The organism is Pantoea stewartii subsp. stewartii, from assembly GCF_008801695.1.
Classification (GTDB): Bacteria; Pseudomonadota; Gammaproteobacteria; order Enterobacterales; family Enterobacteriaceae; genus Pantoea; species Pantoea stewartii.
Window position 1 is genome coordinate 30,082 of the sequence record NZ_VZPF01000038.1, and the last position, 15,361, is coordinate 45,442.

The following is a 15,361-nucleotide window of genomic DNA, read 5'->3' on the forward strand; positions in this document are numbered from 1 at the left end:
TTTTCGGGTTGTGTTGTGAAGGACCGTCACGTATAGTTGCTCGTCTTTTAAGCGAACTATTGACACACACATGAAGGCTAAAGCGATATTATTCGCCTCGGTCTTGCTGGTAGGATGTCAGGCATCACGGAATGACGCCAATATCCCCGAACAGCATGCCCAGAGTCTGTCTTCAGCTGGTCAAAGTGAAAATGGAAAATACGGTGATCGACTTTTATCGCCGCGATGGCAGGAAGATGGAACTGGCCTCGCAGAAGATAATGATCTCTGGCGTTTCATTAGTGACGAGTTGAAGATGGGGATTCCGGAAAACGCCCGGATCCGCGAACAGAAATTAAAGTTTTTAAAAAATAAGAGCTATCTCCACGATGTAACATTACGGGCAGAGCCGTACATGTACTGGATAGTCGAGCAGATTAAGAAACGTAATATGCCGATGGAACTGGTACTGCTACCCATAGTGGAGAGCGCTTTTGATCCTCACGCAACGTCATCTGCAAATGCCGCTGGCATCTGGCAGATCGTTGGGAGTACGGGTCGAAACTATGGTTTAAAACAGAACCGTTACTACGATGGTCGTCGCGATGTTGTCGCCTCAACGAAAGTAGCACTGGATATGATGCAGCGTCTTAATACGATGTTTGGTGGTGACTGGCTTTTGACAGTGGCGGCTTACAACAGCGGAGAAGGACGGGTACTCAAAGCGATTAAACAGAACAAGGCGCGCGGTAAGCCTACCGACTTCTGGCATCTTTCGCTTCCACGTGAAACCACGGTTTATGTACCAAAAATGTTGGCCTTGAGCGAGTTGCTTAAGCACAACAAGCGTTACAGTATCAAACTGCCGACGCCTGACGAAAACCGTGCTCTGGCACGCGTTGAAGTGGGTCAGCAGATAAAACTGACGCAGGCCGCAGAAATGGCGGGGATGTCGCTCACCAAGTTGAAGAGCTTCAATACCGGTTATAAAGGCGGCGCAACAGCACCCAATGGGCCACATTACATTCTGGTGCCGAAGTCTAACGTCGCAAAGCTGCGTGATTCACTGGCTTCCGGTGATATCTCTGCCGTGCAGCCCACACAACTGGCGAAAGCCAGCAATGAGGGGGGCTACAAAGTGCGAAGCGGCGATACCTTATCCGGTATTGCGAATAAGTTAGGCGTCAGCGTGGCCACACTGAAGCAGCAAAATAACCTGCGCAGTGCCAGTATTCGTCCCGGTCAGTTACTGACTGTGGGTTCGAATGGCACGAGCCTGGCGGATAATAGCAACAGCATCACCTATCGCGTTCGTAAGGGTGATTCTCTTGACAGTATCGCCCGTCGTCACGGCGTTAACATCAAAGACGTGATGCGCTGGAACAGTGTTGTGAGTAACGCAAAAGATATTCAGCCTGGTGACGAGCTCACGTTGTTCGTTAAGAATAACGCAACACCAGATACCTGATACGTTGAAAAGGCTGACATTTGTCAGCCTTTTTTCTTGTTTGATTCTACATCCTGCCCGTGACCACGTTCTCTCTGCCCTTTCCTGCCTGATGTCACCTTTATCGTCTGGTACTGAACTCAACCAAAAGCGGGTTATGGTCGGATGCCTGCGTCACCAGAACCGAGGCTTCACTGACGTGTATATCGCGATAAAAAACGAAATCTAAAGGTCTGCCAAAGGCTTTACGTCGGTGATCGGCGGTAAACATCACCTCTTCCAGTTTCATCTGATGCGCAAAGCGATAGAGGGCGTTAATGCGCTGGCGGCTCCAGGCATTGAAGTCGCCCGCCATAATGACAGGCCCGCGATGATGGATAATCTGTTCGCCAATGGGGCCGAGCTGCTTGCTGTAAACATCCACGCCCAGGCTAAAATTTACCGCGTGGATGTTCACCACCATCAGCATCTCGCCCGTGGGAAGCGGATACGCTGTGACTAAGGCGGATTTTGAGAGCCTTAACAGGGGTTCTCGCTCGCGCAGGGGGCAACAATAAACAGGGTGAGCAGAAGCTAACGTCATGACGCCAGAGGGGTGCTGAGGCAGCACTAAAGCCGGAACCTGATCGGCCGCCAGATAGTTACTGGTCGCAAAGCGGATTAGCTCGGGCGTCGTCTGCGCTTCCTGAAGCAGAACCAGATGGGCATCCTTACCAAACCCTTCCAGCACGGACATCCAGTCAGCGCGCTGCTGCTTAAAGATATTCCATACTAATACTTTCAAAGTGGGATCGGCGGGCAGTGGCTCACCCGGTGGCAGTGCCTGGCCGAGATGAAACATGGCACCCGGAGGAAAGATCCTTTCCGCTGGCTGTCCGGCTACATATCTCATCGCATAGGTTTTTTTGCGCACTGTCCCGCCTGGCTAATCATTCAGAAATTCATGTCACTTATCTGTTATAGGGATTTTAGTACGCAGTTTCAATCGATGCCGACGATTGTTCGAGACCGCCCTCCCACTTTATTGTCGTCACGAATGGCGTAATCCGGCCTGTGCAGACCGTTTCTTCCACTAAAAAGATAACCGGCCTGACGGAAAGGCGCTTTCGTCTTCTTTAGCCCGCTTTACCAAAAAGCCATCCGCGCCAAGGGGGTAAACGGCAGGCTGTGCTTTAATTAGCGGTATATGGCCTCAGGCGCTATTTCACGTGAAGGAAACAATGATTCAAATATCAGTGTATATGCGAACGCCCCCTTTCTGCCTTCTGCGGGGGTCATTGATGGCATTCAGCGCAATGTTTTGCGCTATGGCGCAGATACCGGCTCGGCTAATGCCTATGTGGTAAACATCAATCCGGGAATTTCCTCTCTGACATCAGGAATGGAGGTGCTTTTTCGGGCCACCAACGCGAATACGGCGGCAAGCACGCTGAATGTCTCAGCGCTGGGTGTGTTCCCTGTCCTTAATCAGTTCGGCGCTACGTTAACAGCGGGAGAGATTGCTGCAGGCAGCCTGGTCCGTGTTATCTGGTCAGCGGCTGCAACGTCATGGTTCGTACTGGACTCGACAGGCGCGATACCAACCGTTCCCACAGCGGCAAGTACGTCTAACAGCACACAAACGGCGTCCACAGCATTTGTTAAAACTGCCATAGCAAACCTTTCTCTGGGCAACGCATCAACAAGAACTGTCGGCAACAGTAGCCCCACTCAAATACCAGATATGTCGTACTGGACGGGCAGCTCAGGCTGGAGAAAGGCCCCTGATGGTTTTATTGAGCAGTGGGGCGTTTCTGGCGCAACAACTGATTCAGTAAGCGTTACCTTTCCGGTCCCATTTACCACTGGGGTTTATTTTGTAGGTGAGCATGACAATGGCGGAGGCACGAACCTGACCTTGTGGCAAATAAACTCAATCACATTGAGCGGTTTTCAGGCAAGGAATATTGGCAAGGTAGTCAAAGGTGACAGTGCAGTAGAGCCATCTATTTCAGCTAACTGCATCTGGTTTGCGAGAGGTAAATAATGACGTACGTATTTTCTCCATCAAATAAGAACTTCTATCCTACAGAACTTGAGGCCGATTATCGCAAAAGTAATACGTGGCCCGATGACGGAATCGAGGTATCAGATGAAGTGTTTGAGCAGTTCAGTGGTACACCACCAGAAGGAAAAACAAGAGGCGCAGGAAAAGACTCAATGCCTGCATGGGTTGATCTTCCGGCAAAAACTAATAATGACCTTTATAAGGAAGAGTCCGCCGCATTAAATCTTAAATATAAAAATGATGTGAACACTCTGAGCGAATCTTACGCCACTGCCGCCTTGGCAGACGGTCCATCTCAAAACACAAAACAAACGGCTATTTACCAGCAATATCAAAGCCTGAAAGCGCAGTACATTACAGACAGCAATGCGCTAAAGGTTAAATACGGGGTATAAGATGGACGAAAAACCTGCAACAACAGGCTATGTATTACCTAAGTTTTGCCCTATTTGTGCCGAAATCATGCAAACCTCAACACTGACCGTAGACGGCGTCACTTTCGATATCTGGAAGTGCCCTGAGTGCGGCTATGAAGAAGTTAAGGAATGAACCATCGCCATGGACGGCCTGTTTCCCATCAATAAATCCTTCCAGAACATCCACTTTACAAAACTCCCGCCACTTCCCACTTGATCGCTTATGCAAATCGATATTACTGTAATTATATACAGTATAAATCGGAGCTATCGTCATGCCACGTTACGGCGACATAAGTGTTTCATTCCACGAGGCAATGCGGCGCAGCGCGAAAATGGGTGTTACGGTCTCAACGTCTGACTTCGTTGCTGAGCTTGCTAAGCGTAACTGGGAGATGAGCCACAGGCAGGCCAATGAGTGGATAGCGCAGAACGTGATGACATTCAGAGATCAGTCGCCGGAAGAGGGCGAGAACAAGCTCTGGCAGCGTTTCTATCACTACGGGGAGTATTGATATGGGATTTCCTTCACCAGCGGCAGACTTCGTTGAGAGCCGCATAGATTTGAACAGGCTGATGATTCACCGGCCGTCATCTACCATCCGAATTGAAACGCCGAGAGGGTTTGCTCTGGTAGACAGTTCCATCACTCCGGTCCCGGGCAATAAGGTTGCCTGGCAGGTTGATGGCTACCCGATGATTGGGAAGTACTTCAGAACGGGAATCGTCACCGAAGAGGGTGAGACGATAGACGGGGAATCACTGGAGGGTGTGGTGATGCTCGGGGTAGTGACGCATGAAATCCTTTCTATATATGAAGCCGACTGGATGCCGGTGTGGCAAAATTGTGCCAGAAAATTGACACAATGAAGCAGAAATCGATAAATCCTGTCATACGCTAACTTGCTGGCTGGCTTGTGTAGCGGCTTCTGTGGTTGTTATCATGCGCCACTTTTAATCATACATCGGACTGTTTCTCCGATGGAGGTCTTGTGAAATTTGAGCTTGATACCACAGACGGTCGCGCGCGTCGCGGGCGTCTGATTTTTGATCGTGGCGTGGTCGAAACCCCGGCGTTTATGCCCGTGGGCACCTATGGCACCGTAAAAGGCATGACGCCGGAAGAAGTGCAGGATACCGGCGCGCAAATTATTCTGGGCAATACTTTCCACCTCTGGCTGCGTCCCGGTCAGGAAATCATGAAGCTGCATGGCGATCTGCATGATTTTATGCAGTGGAAAGGCCCTATCCTGACGGACTCCGGCGGTTTCCAGGTCTTCAGCCTGGGCGACATTCGTAAAATCACCGAAGCGGGCGTTCACTTCCGTAACCCGATCAATGGCGATCAGATTTTCCTCGATCCAGAAAAATCCATGGAAATTCAGTACGATCTGGGCTCCGATATCGTCATGATCTTCGATGAGTGCACGCCGTACCCGGCCGACTGGGATTATGCGAAACGCTCAATGGAGATGTCGTTGCGCTGGGCGCAGCGCAGCCGTGACCGCTTTGACAGCCTGGGCAACAAGAACGCGCTGTTCGGTATTATTCAGGGCTCGGTTTACGAAGATTTACGTGATGTGTCTGTGAAAGGTCTGGTAGAGATTGGCTTTGATGGGTACGCTGTGGGCGGCCTGGCGGTCGGTGAGCCGAAAGAGGACATGCACCGCATCCTGGAGCATGTTTGCCCGCAGATCCCTGAGGACAAACCGCGTTATTTAATGGGCGTGGGCAAACCTGAAGATCTGGTCGAAGGTGTGCGTCGTGGCGTGGACATGTTTGACTGTGTGATGCCAACGCGTAATGCACGTAATGGTCACTTATTTGTGACGGACGGCGTGGTAAAAATCCGCAATGCGAAGCATAAAGACGATGTGTCGCCGCTGGATGCCGAGTGTGATTGTTACACCTGTCGCAATTACAGCCGTGCTTACTTGCATCATCTTGATCGCTGTAACGAAATACTGGGCGCGCGTCTGAACACGATTCATAACCTGCGCTACTACCAGCGCCTGATGGCAGGTTTACGCCAGGCTATTGAAGAGGGTAAATTAGAGCGCTTTGTTACCGAGTTCTACCAACGGACGGGCAAAGCGGTTCCGCCTTTAACGTCTGATAATTCATCAATGAGGGAAATTTAATGAGCTTTTTCATTTCTGACGCTGTGGCTGCAGCAGGCGCACCGTCTCAGGGAAGTCCGTATTCTCTGGTGATCATGCTGGTCGTCTTTGGCCTGATTTTTTACTTCATGATCCTGCGCCCTCAGCAGAAACGCGCAAAAGAGCACAAGAAGCTGATGGATTCTATCTCCAAAGGTGATGAAGTGCTGACGAATGGTGGCCTGGTGGGTCGCGTAACCAAAGTGGCAGAAACCGGCTACATTGCGATTGCGCTGAACGACACTACCGAAGTGGTTATTAAACGTGATTTCGTGGCTGCCGTCCTGCCGAAAGGTTCTATGAAGGCGCTGTAATTTTTACTTCCCTAAGGGAACTGCCGTGTTAAATCGTTATCCTTTGTGGAAGTACATAATGCTGGTCGTGGTGCTTGTCATTGGCCTGGTATATGCACTTCCCAACCTTTATGGTGAGGATCCGGCTGTTCAAATCACTGGCGCGCGCGGAAGCGCCGCCAGTGAGCAAACGTTGGATCAAATTCAGAACGTATTAAAACAAGATAATATTCAGGCGAAGTCTGTTGCCCTGGAAAACGGGGCGATTACGGCGCGTTTTTCTAACACGGATGTGCAGTTGCGCGCCCGTGAAGCGATCATGAAAGCGCTGGGCGAAAACTATGTTGTGGCGCTGAATCTGGCTCCCGCAACGCCGCGCTGGCTTACCCTGCTGGCGGCGCAGCCAATGAAACTTGGCCTCGATCTGCGCGGTGGCGTGCACTTCCTGATGGAAGTGGATATGGACACTGCCCTGAGCAAACTGCAAGAGCAGAATGCGGACAGCCTGCGCAGCGACCTGCGCGAAAAGAATATCCCTTATACCAACGTCAGCAAGATTGCTAACTACGGCGTGGAAATCCGTTTCCGTGACGCAGCCAGCCGTGACGCTGCCGTGAAGTGGCTGTCATCCCGTCATCAGGATCTGGTGATCAGCAACAGCGGTAACGATGCTCTGCGAGCCACCATGACCGATGCTCGCCTCAGCGAAGCGCGCGAATATGCCGTTCAGCAGAACATCACTATCCTGCGTAATCGTGTGAACCAACTGGGTGTCGCGGAGCCGCTGGTGCAACGTCAGGGTTCTGACCGCATCGTGGTAGAACTGCCAGGTATTCAGGACACGGCGCGCGCCAAAGAAATTCTGGGCGCAACCGCGACGCTGGAGTTTCGTCTGGTCAATACCAGCGTTGATCCGACCGCCGCCGCCAATGGTCGCGTGCCGGGGGATTCCGAGGTCAAAGACATGCGTGACGGCCAGCCTGTCGTGCTGTACAAACGCGTGATTCTGACCGGTGACCACATTACCGATTCGACCTCCAGCATGGACGAATACAACCAGCCTCAGGTGAATATTTCACTCGATGGCGTGGGCGGTAATATCATGTCGAACTTCACCAAGGACAACATCGGTAAACCGATGGCGACCCTGTTTGTGGAGTACAAAGACAGCGGTAAGAAAGATGCGAATGGTCGCGCCATTCTGGTGAAACAGGAAGAGGTGATTAACGTCGCCAACATCCAGTCACGCCTGGGCAACAGCTTCCGCATCACCGGTATCAGCAACCCGAACGAAGCACGTCAGCTGTCGCTGCTGCTGCGCGCCGGGGCCTTGATTGCGCCTATCCAGATTGTGGAAGAGCGGACAATCGGTCCGACAATGGGTCAGCAGAACATTACTCAGGGGCTGGAAGCCTGCCTGTGGGGCCTGGTCGCCTCCATCCTGTTTATGGTGCTGTACTACAAGAAAGTGGGCCTGATTGCGACCAGCGCACTGCTGGCAAACCTGGTGCTGATTGTCGGCATTATGTCGCTGTTACCGGGGGCCACGCTGACCATGCCAGGCATCGCCGGTATTGTGCTGACGCTGGCGGTGGCAGTCGATGCAAACGTCCTGATCAATGAACGTATTAAAGAAGAACTGCGCAACGGGCGTTCCGTACAGCAGGCAATTCATGAGGGCTACAAAGGTGCCTTCTCCAGTATTGTCGATGCGAACGTGACGACCCTGATTAAGGTGGTGATTCTGTATGCAATTGGTACGGGCTCCATTAAGGGCTTTGCGATTACAACGGCTATCGGTATTGCGACCTCCATGTTCACATCGATCGTCGGAACCCGCGCCATTATCAACCTGATGTACGGTGGCAAGCGCGTTAAGAAGCTGTCTATCTGAGGAGTGCGTTGTGGCACAGGAATATAACATTGAGCAGTTAAACCACGGCCGTAAAGTCGTTGACTTTATGCGCTGGGATACGCTGGCATTCATCATTTCGGGACTGTTAATCATCATCTCGATTGCCATTGTTGGCGTACGCGGTTTTAACTGGGGGCTCGATTTCACCGGCGGTACGGTCATTGAGATCAATCTGGAGAAACCGGCCGATCTCGACGCCATCCGCGGTGCGCTGGTGAAGTCCGGGTTCCAGGAACCGTTGATCCAGAATTTCGGTAGCAGCCGCGATGTGATGGTGCGTATGCCGCCGGTCACCGGGCCTGCGGGAACCGAGCTGGGTAATAAAGTGGTAACGGTTATCAACCAGACGACGCAGCAAAACGCGACGGTCAAACGTATCGAGTTTGTCGGACCGAGCGTGGGCAGCGATCTGGCGCAGGCCGGGGCGTTAGCCCTGCTGTCGGCACTGATTGCAATTCTGATTTATATCGGTATTCGCTTTGAGTGGCGTCTAGCACTGGGTACGGTTTTGGCGCTGGCGCATGACGTCATTATCACCTGTGGACTGCTGTCGCTGTTCCGGGTCGAGATTGACCTTACGATTGTGGCCTCGCTGATGTCGGTCATCGGTTACTCGCTGAACGATAAAATCGTGGTCTCGGACCGTATTCGTGAGAACTTCCGCAAGATCCGTCGCGGCTCCTCTTATGACATTACGAACGTGTCCCTGACGCAGACGTTAAGCCGTACCCTGATCACCTCCCTGACTACGCTGGCGATGATCCTGATCCTGTTCATCTTTGGTGGTGCGCTGCTGAAAGGCTTCTCACTGACCATGCTGATTGGTGTCACCATCGGTACCGTTTCGTCGATCTACGTTTCTTCAGCGCTGGCGCTGAAGCTGGGCATGAAACGCGAACATATGCTGGTACAGAAAGTGGAGAAAGAGGGCGCCGATCAGCCTTCGATCCTGCCGTAGTATTGGTACGATAAAAAAAGCCGCCAGCGTAATCTGGCGGCTTTTTTGTTTTCAGGGCCTGGACGTATCTGCGATCACCTGGTGAATTCGAACATAACCCAGTTGCTCCGGCGTCACATCCTTTAACCGTAATGGTACGGTGACCGAACTGCGTGGCGTCAGTGAAGCGGGAACGCTGAGGGTTTGCGTCAGGCTGTCGGCCTCAATTGGCTTACCGGTTGCGGGATCGAGCTGGCCCCAGACTACTGTCGCATGCATCCCGGGCAGCGGTGAATTGTCTTGTGTGCGAAGCGTCAGGTCAGCATGCGTACCGCCGGCCTCAGCCTCAATGCGTGCGAGCGACAGGCGCAGCGTGCCAACCTGCGTTTGAAGTGCCACGGGCGTGTTTGCCTGCGGCAACAGCCATGCGCCCTGCTGTGAATGGGCGTTCAGCTGTCCCTGAATTTCAACCGCACTTGCCTGGCTGGTGAGTTGCTGCATCTGCTGATTAAGCTGACTGACTTCCCGGTGCAGTTGTTTCACCTGCGGCTGGGCTGGGGTGCTGCAACCACTTAGCAGAACCAGTGACAGGGCCGCGGGTGCCCAAACCATCCTGTTCATCATGTTTTTTTATCCTTTATTCAAATGACGTAATAATTGCCCCTTGTCGCGGGACCCATCAGCATCCGCTTATGGCGTTGAAGCCTGAACTGAAATCACGCCGATTACCTTAAGTGTGCTCTGAAATTGCCTTTCCCTGAGCGATAAAATGCCGTAGCCGCTGGCGTGCCGATTTCACCTCGCGTTACGCGTAATGATGCAAGGTGAAACAGGTTGATATCGGGCATCCGGCCAGCGCGGTGGCGCAGGTATCCGGTGATGCAGTACCCCGGATCGGCACGAACGTGGCTACGTTCTCCGCTTTTTGCCCTGAGCGCTTTAAGCGTAGCGGGTTTTACGCGGGCGGGCATTTCCCATCCGGTCTGTGAAGCGGGCGGGGTAAAACACGGGAATCGATTTTGTTGACTTGCAGTTCGCGCTACACTGTACGGCCCATTTATCTCGTGTCAGGAAACGTCATGCATTGCCCATTCTGCTCCGCTGTAGACACAAAAGTGATTGATTCTCGTCTGGTCAGTGAGGGTTCGTCAGTGCGGCGCCGTCGTCAGTGTCTGGTGTGCCATGAGCGATTTACTACGTTTGAAGTCGCTGAGCTGGTCATGCCACGCGTGGTGAAAAGCAACGATGTGCGTGAACCTTTCAATGAAGACAAACTTGCCAGCGGCATGATGAAAGCGCTGGAGAAACGTCCGGTCAGTGCGGATGCCGTAGAGAGTGCGGTAAGCCATATCAAAACGCAGTTGCGTGCGACGGGTGAACGTGAAATTCCCAGCAAGCTGATCGGTAACCTGGTCATGGACGAGCTAAAAAAACTCGATAAAGTGGCCTATATTCGCTTTGCATCTGTTTATCGCAGCTTTGAGGACGTGCGTGATTTTGGCGAAGAGATTGCCAGATTACAGGATTAAATCATGACCGATGAACGTTATATGGCGCGCGCGCTGGAACTGGCGCGGCGCGGACGTTTTACTACCATGCCAAACCCTAATGTCGGTTGCGTCATTGTACGCGATGGCGACATTGTTGGCGAAGGCTGGCACCAGCGCGCCGGAGAACCGCATGCGGAAGTGCATGCCCTGCGCATGGCCGGTGCGCGTGCGCGTGGGGCGACAGCCTATGTAACGCTGGAACCATGCAGTCATCACGGGCGCACGCCGCCGTGTTGCGACGCGCTTATTGAGGCCGGTGTAAAACGCGTCGTGGCCGCGATGCAGGATCCCAATCCGCAGGTCGCCGGACGGGGATTACATCGACTGCAGCAGGCGGGCATTGAAGTCAGCCACGGACTGATGATGCAGGAAGCGGAAGCCCTGAACCGAGGATTCCTGAAACGCATGCGGACCGGCTTCCCCTGGATACAGCTTAAACTGGGTGCATCACTGGATGGCCGCACCGCCATGGCGAGTGGCGAAAGCCAGTGGATCACCTCGCCGGCTGCCCGACGCGATGTCCAGCGTTTGCGAGCGCAGAGCGCCGCCATTCTCAGCAGCAGCGCAACGGTGCTGGCCGACGATCCTTCCCTGACCGTACGCTGGGCCGAACTGGACAGCGACAGTCAGCGCCTGATCGATGCGCAGACCTTACGCCAGCCAGTACGCGTCATCGTCGACAGCCAGAATCGCGTAACACCGCAGCACAAACTTATAGAACAATTGGGCGAAACCTGGCTGATGCGACAGCAGGCCGACACTCAGCGCTGGCCTGACTCGGTGACGCAAATTCCGGTTCCTTTACGCGACAGCCAACTGGATTTAGTGGCGCTGATGATTGTGCTGGGCCAGCGCCAGATTAACAGCGTCTGGGTTGAAGCCGGTGCCACGCTGGCAGGGGCACTGCTTCAGGCCGGTCTGGTTGACGAACTCATTGTGTATGTGGCACCGAAATTACTGGGTAATGACGCGCGCGGTTTGTGTCAGCTTACGGGGCTGACGCAGTTGGCTGACGCGCCGGTTTTTGCTTTCAGCGACGTGCGTCAGGTCGGCAGCGATCTCCGTCTGACCCTGATACCGCAATAACAGAGGCGGAAAAGCGAGAGCACGCCGCCAAAGAGTATGTTAGAATCCGTCCCCCTGCGCGGGGCTAGACAAACCCCTGAAAGGATATGTATGAAAGTTATCGAAGCTGCCGTTGCAACGCCAGAGGCAAAAATTGCCATCGTTATCGCGCGTTTTAACAACTTTATCAACGAGAGCCTGTTAGACGGCGCTGTGGATGCCCTGAAGCGTATCGGCCAGGTCAACGATGACAATATCACTGTCGTCTGGGTACCGGGTGCTTACGAACTGCCGCTGGCCGCGCGTGCGCTGGCTAAAACCGGCAAACATGATGCCGTGATTGCGCTGGGTACCGTGATTCGTGGTGGCACGGCGCACTTCGAATACGTCGCGGGTGAAGCCAGCTCGGGCATTGCCAGTGTTGCCATGGACAGCGATATTCCTGTGGCATTCGGCGTACTGACAACCGAAAATATCGAGCAGGCCATTGAGCGTGCTGGAACCAAAGCGGGTAACAAAGGTGCCGAAGCGGCCCTGACCGCACTTGAAATGATCAACGTATTGAAAGCCATTAAAGCCTGATTTTTGTAAGGGGAATTTTGTGAAACCTGCTGCTCGCCGTCGCGCCCGTGAGTGCGCTGTCCAGGCGCTTTACTCCTGGCAGTTGTCTAACAACGACATTGCCGATGTGGAATACCAGTTTCTGGCGGAACAGGACGTTAAAGACGTCGATATTACTTATTTCCGCGAACTGCTGGCCGGTGTGGCGACCAACAGCGCGTACCTGGATGGATTGATGCAACCCTATCTGTCGCGCCAGTTAGAAGAACTGGGGCAGGTGGAAAAAGCCATTCTGCGTGTGTCGCTGTATGAACTGAGCAAGCGTTCTGATGTGCCTTATAAAGTGGCCATCAACGAAGGTATCGAACTGGCGAAAGTATTTGGCGCTGAAGACAGCCATAAATTTGTCAACGGTGTGCTGGATAAAGCCGGTCCGCAAATTCGACCCCAACGCAAATAATCAATAAGGCCGGCTTGCCGGCCTTTTTCATTAATGGTTAAGCGGAACGCAATTATGTCATGTGGTGAATTTGAACTCATCGCACGCTACTTCAATCGCAGAACGCGTAGCCGCCGTGATGTCGAACTCGGCATCGGCGACGATTGCGCGCTGCTGAGCGTGCCCGAAAAGCAAACGCTGGCGGTCAGCACCGATACGCTGGTTTCCGGTATCCACTTCCTGCCCACGATCCATCCTGCAGATTTAGCCTATAAATCACTGGCGGTGAATCTGAGCGATTTGGCCGCGATGGGTGCCGATCCTGCCTGGCTAACCCTGGCGCTGACCTTGCCGGATGTGAATGAAAGCTGGCTGAGCAGCTTCAGCGAAAGCCTGTTTGACCTGCTGGAATATTACGATATGCAGCTGGTGGGGGGAGACACGACGCGGGGGCCTCTCAGCCTGACGCTGGGTATTCATGGGCTGATTCCTCACGGCAAAGCGTTAAAGCGTTCGGGCGCAAAACCCGGCGACTGGATCTATGTCACCGGTACATTGGGCGACAGCGCGGCCGGGCTGGCGTTGCTGCAGCATCACTGCCGCATTGACGATCCGGCCATTCATGAAGCCCTGATTAAACGTCACCTGCGGCCCATGCCGCGCGTGTTACAGGGGCAGTCACTGCGTTCGCTGGCCTCTTCCGCTATCGATATCTCAGACGGGCTGATTTCTGATATAGGTCATGTGCTGAAAGCCAGCGGCTGCGGGGCACGTATCAACCTTGACGCGCTTCCGCTGTCCCCGGCACTGCGTGACAATTTTGATGCGTCACAGGTGCTGCGCTGGGCGCTCAGCGGCGGCGAAGACTATGAGCTGTGCTTCAGTGTGCCGGAAGTGAATCGGGGTGCACTGGACGTGGCGCTGGGACATCTTGGCGTGCCTTATACCTGTATTGGGCAGATGGCGCCCGAGTCAGAAGGACTGTCACTGCTCGAAAACGGCAAACCGACAGATATGCGTTTTAAAGGATTCGACCATTTTGACATCAGATAAACATATCGCCAAAGGTCGTCTGCGGATGCGTAATCCCTGGCATTTACTGGCGACCGGTTTTGGCAGTGGGCTCAGCCCTGTTATGCCCGGTACAGTGGGATCGCTGGCCGCCATTCCTTTTTGGTGTCTGCTGACCTTGCTTCCGCACGATCTGTATTCGCTGGTCGTGCTGCTAGGCATCAGCGTGGGCGTGTACCTTTGCCATCGCACCGCCAAAGACATGGGCGTTCACGATCACGGCAGCATTGTCTGGGATGAGTTTATCGGGATGTGGATTACGCTGATGGCCATTCCGGTGAACAGCTGGCAGTGGGTGGTGGCCGGTTTTGTGCTGTTCCGCGTGCTGGATATCTGGAAGCCCTGGCCGATTCGCTGGTTCGACCGTAACGTGCATGGCGGCATGGGCATTATGGTCGATGACATTATTGCGGGCATTATTGCTGCAGCCATCCTTTATGGTGCCGGGGTTTATCTCGCCGGTTAAGCGTTCGTCCTGCGGTCCTTATCATCACCGTTTTGCAACCGTAGCCGAAATACCGGCGTACGGTTGTCTCACCATTATCTCTCTCCCGGCCGGGCCGAATGAGCGCGTCACGCCTGTGAACACGCTGCGTTGGTATCACTGATAGCCGGTTGCCGGGTGAGGCTGATATTCACTTTCCAGGGCCGCAATATCCTGCGTTGTCAGGTCAACGTTCACGGCTTCCACCAGCTCAGCAAACTGCTCTGCGCGGGAGGCGCCAATGATGGGCGCTGTCACCACCGGTTTGCTCAGTAACCACGCCAGTGCGACCTGCGCTCGCGTTACGCCTTTGTCGGCTGCTACCTGCGCCAGGCGCGCCGCAATCGCCGCATCGTTTTCCTCCGTTGAAGCATAGAGCGTGCTCATCACCTCATCAGAAACGGAGCGGGCGGTGGTTTCGCCCCATGGCCGGGTGAGCTTACCGCGTGCCAGTGGACTCCATGGCAGGACCGCAACATTTTCACGCTGGCACAGCGGGTGCATCTCACGTTCTTCTTCGCGCTGAATCAGGTTGTACTGATCCTGCATGCTGACGAAGCGGGCCCAGCCCTGTTCTGCCTGCATGGTTAAGGCCTGTGCAAACTGACTGGCGTGCATGGACGAGGCGCCGATATAACGTGCTTTGCCGGATTTCACCACCTCATCAAGTGCCGACAGGGTTTCTTCGAGCGGCGTGTCATAGTCCCAGCGGTGAATCTGCAGCAGATCGACATACTCCATGCCCAGCCGTTGCAGGCTGTCATCAATGGATTGCAGAATGTTTTTACGGGACAGGCCTTGTGACAGATTACTCAGCGGGAAATAGACTTTGGTGGCGACCACGACCTCCTCGCGGCGGGCGAAATCCCTGGTAAGCGTCACATCCAGACCGTATTGACTGTCAGGCTGAGGTAAGATCGACTTTCCACGGCAGCAGATCGTGCAGCCGGTTTACCGGCCAGTCCTGGATATGCCCCAGCACATAGCGCAGCCACGCC

At 53.8% G+C, this 15,361-nt stretch carries 20 protein-coding genes and 1 pseudogene; 17 read left to right on the forward strand and 4 right to left on the reverse strand.

Annotated features, from left to right (window positions below):
• Nucleotides 1–70 precede the first annotated feature (70 nt).
• The gene (mltD, locus tag F7Q90_RS12995; protein ID WP_006118000.1) at nt 71–1,447 is read left to right on the forward strand and encodes a murein transglycosylase D; all 1,377 of its coding nucleotides are present in this window, start codon (nt 71–73) and stop codon (nt 1,445–1,447) included.
• A gap of 100 nt (nt 1,448–1,547) precedes the next feature.
• On the opposite strand, the gene F7Q90_RS13000 is transcribed toward mltD, so the two are convergent.
• Nucleotides 1,548–2,339, reverse strand: coding sequence for an endonuclease/exonuclease/phosphatase family protein (locus F7Q90_RS13000; RefSeq protein WP_006117999.1), 792 nt, complete (start codon nt 2,337–2,339; stop codon nt 1,548–1,550).
• 273 nt (nt 2,340–2,612) lie between these two features.
• Between F7Q90_RS13000 and F7Q90_RS13005 the strand changes: the two genes are divergently transcribed.
• The 9 genes from F7Q90_RS13005 (at nt 2,613) to secF (ending at nt 9,214) form a co-directional block, all read left to right on the forward strand.
• On the forward strand, nt 2,613–3,452 hold the full coding sequence (locus F7Q90_RS13005; RefSeq protein WP_006117998.1) for a gp53-like domain-containing protein: 840 nt from the start codon (nt 2,613–2,615) through the stop codon (nt 3,450–3,452).
• Complete coding sequence (locus F7Q90_RS13010; protein WP_052310104.1) at nt 3,452–3,868, forward strand: tail fiber assembly protein; 417 nt, start codon at nt 3,452–3,454, stop codon at nt 3,866–3,868. Before F7Q90_RS13005 ends, F7Q90_RS13010 begins: the two co-directional genes overlap by 1 nt.
• 1 nt (nt 3,869) lies before the next feature.
• Nucleotides 3,870–4,022 (forward strand): hypothetical protein, encoded by a 153-nt coding sequence (locus F7Q90_RS26690; RefSeq protein ID WP_006117996.1) that lies wholly within the window; start codon nt 3,870–3,872, stop codon nt 4,020–4,022.
• Nucleotides 4,023–4,224: 202 nt separating this feature from the next.
• The gene (locus F7Q90_RS13015; RefSeq protein WP_237166074.1) at nt 4,225–4,404 is read left to right on the forward strand and encodes a DNA polymerase V; all 180 of its coding nucleotides are present in this window, start codon (nt 4,225–4,227) and stop codon (nt 4,402–4,404) included.
• Nucleotide 4,405: 1 nt separating this feature from the next.
• The gene (locus tag F7Q90_RS13020; protein WP_044241411.1) at nt 4,406–4,759 is read left to right on the forward strand and encodes a S24/S26 family peptidase; all 354 of its coding nucleotides are present in this window, start codon (nt 4,406–4,408) and stop codon (nt 4,757–4,759) included.
• 122 nt (nt 4,760–4,881) lie between these two features.
• Nucleotides 4,882–6,030 (forward strand): tRNA guanosine(34) transglycosylase Tgt, encoded by a 1,149-nt coding sequence (gene tgt / locus F7Q90_RS13025; protein ID WP_006117994.1) that lies wholly within the window; start codon nt 4,882–4,884, stop codon nt 6,028–6,030.
• A complete protein-coding gene (gene yajC / locus F7Q90_RS13030; protein ID WP_006117993.1) occupies nt 6,030–6,362 on the forward strand; it encodes a preprotein translocase subunit YajC in 333 nt (110 codons plus the stop codon). Before tgt ends, yajC begins: the two co-directional genes overlap by 1 nt.
• 25 nt (nt 6,363–6,387) lie before the next feature.
• On the forward strand, nt 6,388–8,235 hold the full coding sequence (gene secD / locus F7Q90_RS13035; RefSeq protein ID WP_006117990.1) for a protein translocase subunit SecD: 1,848 nt from the start codon (nt 6,388–6,390) through the stop codon (nt 8,233–8,235).
• Between the two features lie 10 nt (nt 8,236–8,245).
• Entirely contained in the window at nt 8,246–9,214 is a 969-nt protein-coding gene (gene secF / locus F7Q90_RS13040; protein WP_006117989.1) for a protein translocase subunit SecF, read from the forward strand.
• Nucleotides 9,215–9,265: 51 nt separating this feature from the next.
• On the opposite strand, the gene F7Q90_RS13045 is transcribed toward secF, so the two are convergent.
• Nucleotides 9,266–9,814 (reverse strand): SadB/YajI family lipoprotein, encoded by a 549-nt coding sequence (locus F7Q90_RS13045; protein WP_006117988.1) that lies wholly within the window; start codon nt 9,812–9,814, stop codon nt 9,266–9,268.
• A gap of 203 nt (nt 9,815–10,017) precedes the next feature.
• Here F7Q90_RS13045 and F7Q90_RS26695 point away from each other — a divergent pair, with 203 nt between their 5' ends.
• The 7 genes from F7Q90_RS26695 (at nt 10,018) to pgpA (ending at nt 14,345) form a co-directional block, all read left to right on the forward strand.
• Nucleotides 10,018–10,182: a hypothetical protein gene (locus tag F7Q90_RS26695; protein ID WP_006117987.1), complete on the forward strand. Its 165-nt coding sequence runs from the start codon at nt 10,018–10,020 to the stop codon at nt 10,180–10,182.
• Nucleotides 10,183–10,272: 90 nt separating this feature from the next.
• Nucleotides 10,273–10,722, forward strand: a complete 450-nt coding sequence (nrdR, locus tag F7Q90_RS13050; protein WP_006117986.1) for a transcriptional regulator NrdR — start codon at nt 10,273–10,275, stop codon at nt 10,720–10,722.
• Between the two features lie 3 nt (nt 10,723–10,725).
• Nucleotides 10,726–11,829 carry a bifunctional diaminohydroxyphosphoribosylaminopyrimidine deaminase/5-amino-6-(5-phosphoribosylamino)uracil reductase RibD gene (gene ribD, locus F7Q90_RS13055; protein ID WP_006117985.1) on the forward strand — a complete coding sequence of 368 codons (1,104 nt, stop codon included), beginning with the start codon at nt 10,726–10,728 and terminating at the stop codon, nt 11,827–11,829.
• A 90-nt stretch (nt 11,830–11,919) separates the two neighbouring features.
• Complete coding sequence (gene ribH / locus F7Q90_RS13060; RefSeq protein WP_006117984.1) at nt 11,920–12,390, forward strand: 6,7-dimethyl-8-ribityllumazine synthase; 471 nt, start codon at nt 11,920–11,922, stop codon at nt 12,388–12,390.
• Nucleotides 12,391–12,409: 19 nt separating this feature from the next.
• Nucleotides 12,410–12,829, forward strand: a complete 420-nt coding sequence (gene nusB, locus F7Q90_RS13065) for a transcription antitermination factor NusB (RefSeq protein ID WP_006117983.1) — start codon at nt 12,410–12,412, stop codon at nt 12,827–12,829.
• Between the two features lie 54 nt (nt 12,830–12,883).
• Complete coding sequence (thiL, locus tag F7Q90_RS13070; RefSeq protein ID WP_006117982.1) at nt 12,884–13,861, forward strand: thiamine-phosphate kinase; 978 nt, start codon at nt 12,884–12,886, stop codon at nt 13,859–13,861.
• A gap of 25 nt (nt 13,862–13,886) precedes the next feature.
• Nucleotides 13,887–14,345, forward strand: a complete 459-nt coding sequence (gene pgpA / locus F7Q90_RS13075; RefSeq protein ID WP_375093900.1) for a phosphatidylglycerophosphatase A — start codon at nt 13,887–13,889, stop codon at nt 14,343–14,345.
• A 135-nt stretch (nt 14,346–14,480) separates the two neighbouring features.
• Here pgpA and F7Q90_RS13080 read toward each other — a convergent pair.
• Both F7Q90_RS13080 and F7Q90_RS13085 read right to left on the reverse strand, forming a co-directional pair.
• Nucleotides 14,481–15,233, reverse strand: a pseudogene (locus tag F7Q90_RS13080) (aldo/keto reductase); the annotation flags it as partial.
• Nucleotides 15,234–15,264: 31 nt separating this feature from the next.
• Nucleotides 15,265–15,361: transposase domain-containing protein (locus F7Q90_RS13085; RefSeq protein WP_151161016.1), on the reverse strand; the 97-nt coding region annotated here is incomplete at its 5' end.

What these genes read in the sequence shown, in the direction of transcription:
- mltD (WP_006118000.1), top strand. Translation starts at nt 71, where the DNA reads ATGAAGGCTAAAGCGATATTATTCGCCTCGGTCTTGCTGGTAGGATGT.
- F7Q90_RS13005 (WP_006117998.1), top strand. Translation starts at nt 2,613, where the DNA reads ATGGCCTCAGGCGCTATTTCACGTGAAGGAAACAATGATTCAAATATC.
- F7Q90_RS13010 (WP_052310104.1), top strand. Translation starts at nt 3,452, where the DNA reads ATGACGTACGTATTTTCTCCATCAAATAAGAACTTCTATCCTACAGAA.
- F7Q90_RS26690 (WP_006117996.1), top strand. Translation starts at nt 3,870, where the DNA reads ATGGACGAAAAACCTGCAACAACAGGCTATGTATTACCTAAGTTTTGC.
- F7Q90_RS13015 (WP_237166074.1), top strand. Translation starts at nt 4,225, where the DNA reads ATGGGTGTTACGGTCTCAACGTCTGACTTCGTTGCTGAGCTTGCTAAG.
- F7Q90_RS13020 (WP_044241411.1), top strand. Translation starts at nt 4,406, where the DNA reads ATGGGATTTCCTTCACCAGCGGCAGACTTCGTTGAGAGCCGCATAGAT.
- yajC (WP_006117993.1), top strand. Translation starts at nt 6,030, where the DNA reads ATGAGCTTTTTCATTTCTGACGCTGTGGCTGCAGCAGGCGCACCGTCT.
- F7Q90_RS13045 (WP_006117988.1), bottom strand. Translation starts at nt 9,814, where the DNA reads ATGAACAGGATGGTTTGGGCACCCGCGGCCCTGTCACTGGTTCTGCTA.
- nrdR (WP_006117986.1), top strand. Translation starts at nt 10,273, where the DNA reads ATGCATTGCCCATTCTGCTCCGCTGTAGACACAAAAGTGATTGATTCT.
- ribD (WP_006117985.1), top strand. Translation starts at nt 10,726, where the DNA reads ATGACCGATGAACGTTATATGGCGCGCGCGCTGGAACTGGCGCGGCGC.
- ribH (WP_006117984.1), top strand. Translation starts at nt 11,920, where the DNA reads ATGAAAGTTATCGAAGCTGCCGTTGCAACGCCAGAGGCAAAAATTGCC.
- thiL (WP_006117982.1), top strand. Translation starts at nt 12,884, where the DNA reads ATGTCATGTGGTGAATTTGAACTCATCGCACGCTACTTCAATCGCAGA.
- pgpA (WP_375093900.1), top strand. Translation starts at nt 13,887, where the DNA reads ATGCGTAATCCCTGGCATTTACTGGCGACCGGTTTTGGCAGTGGGCTC.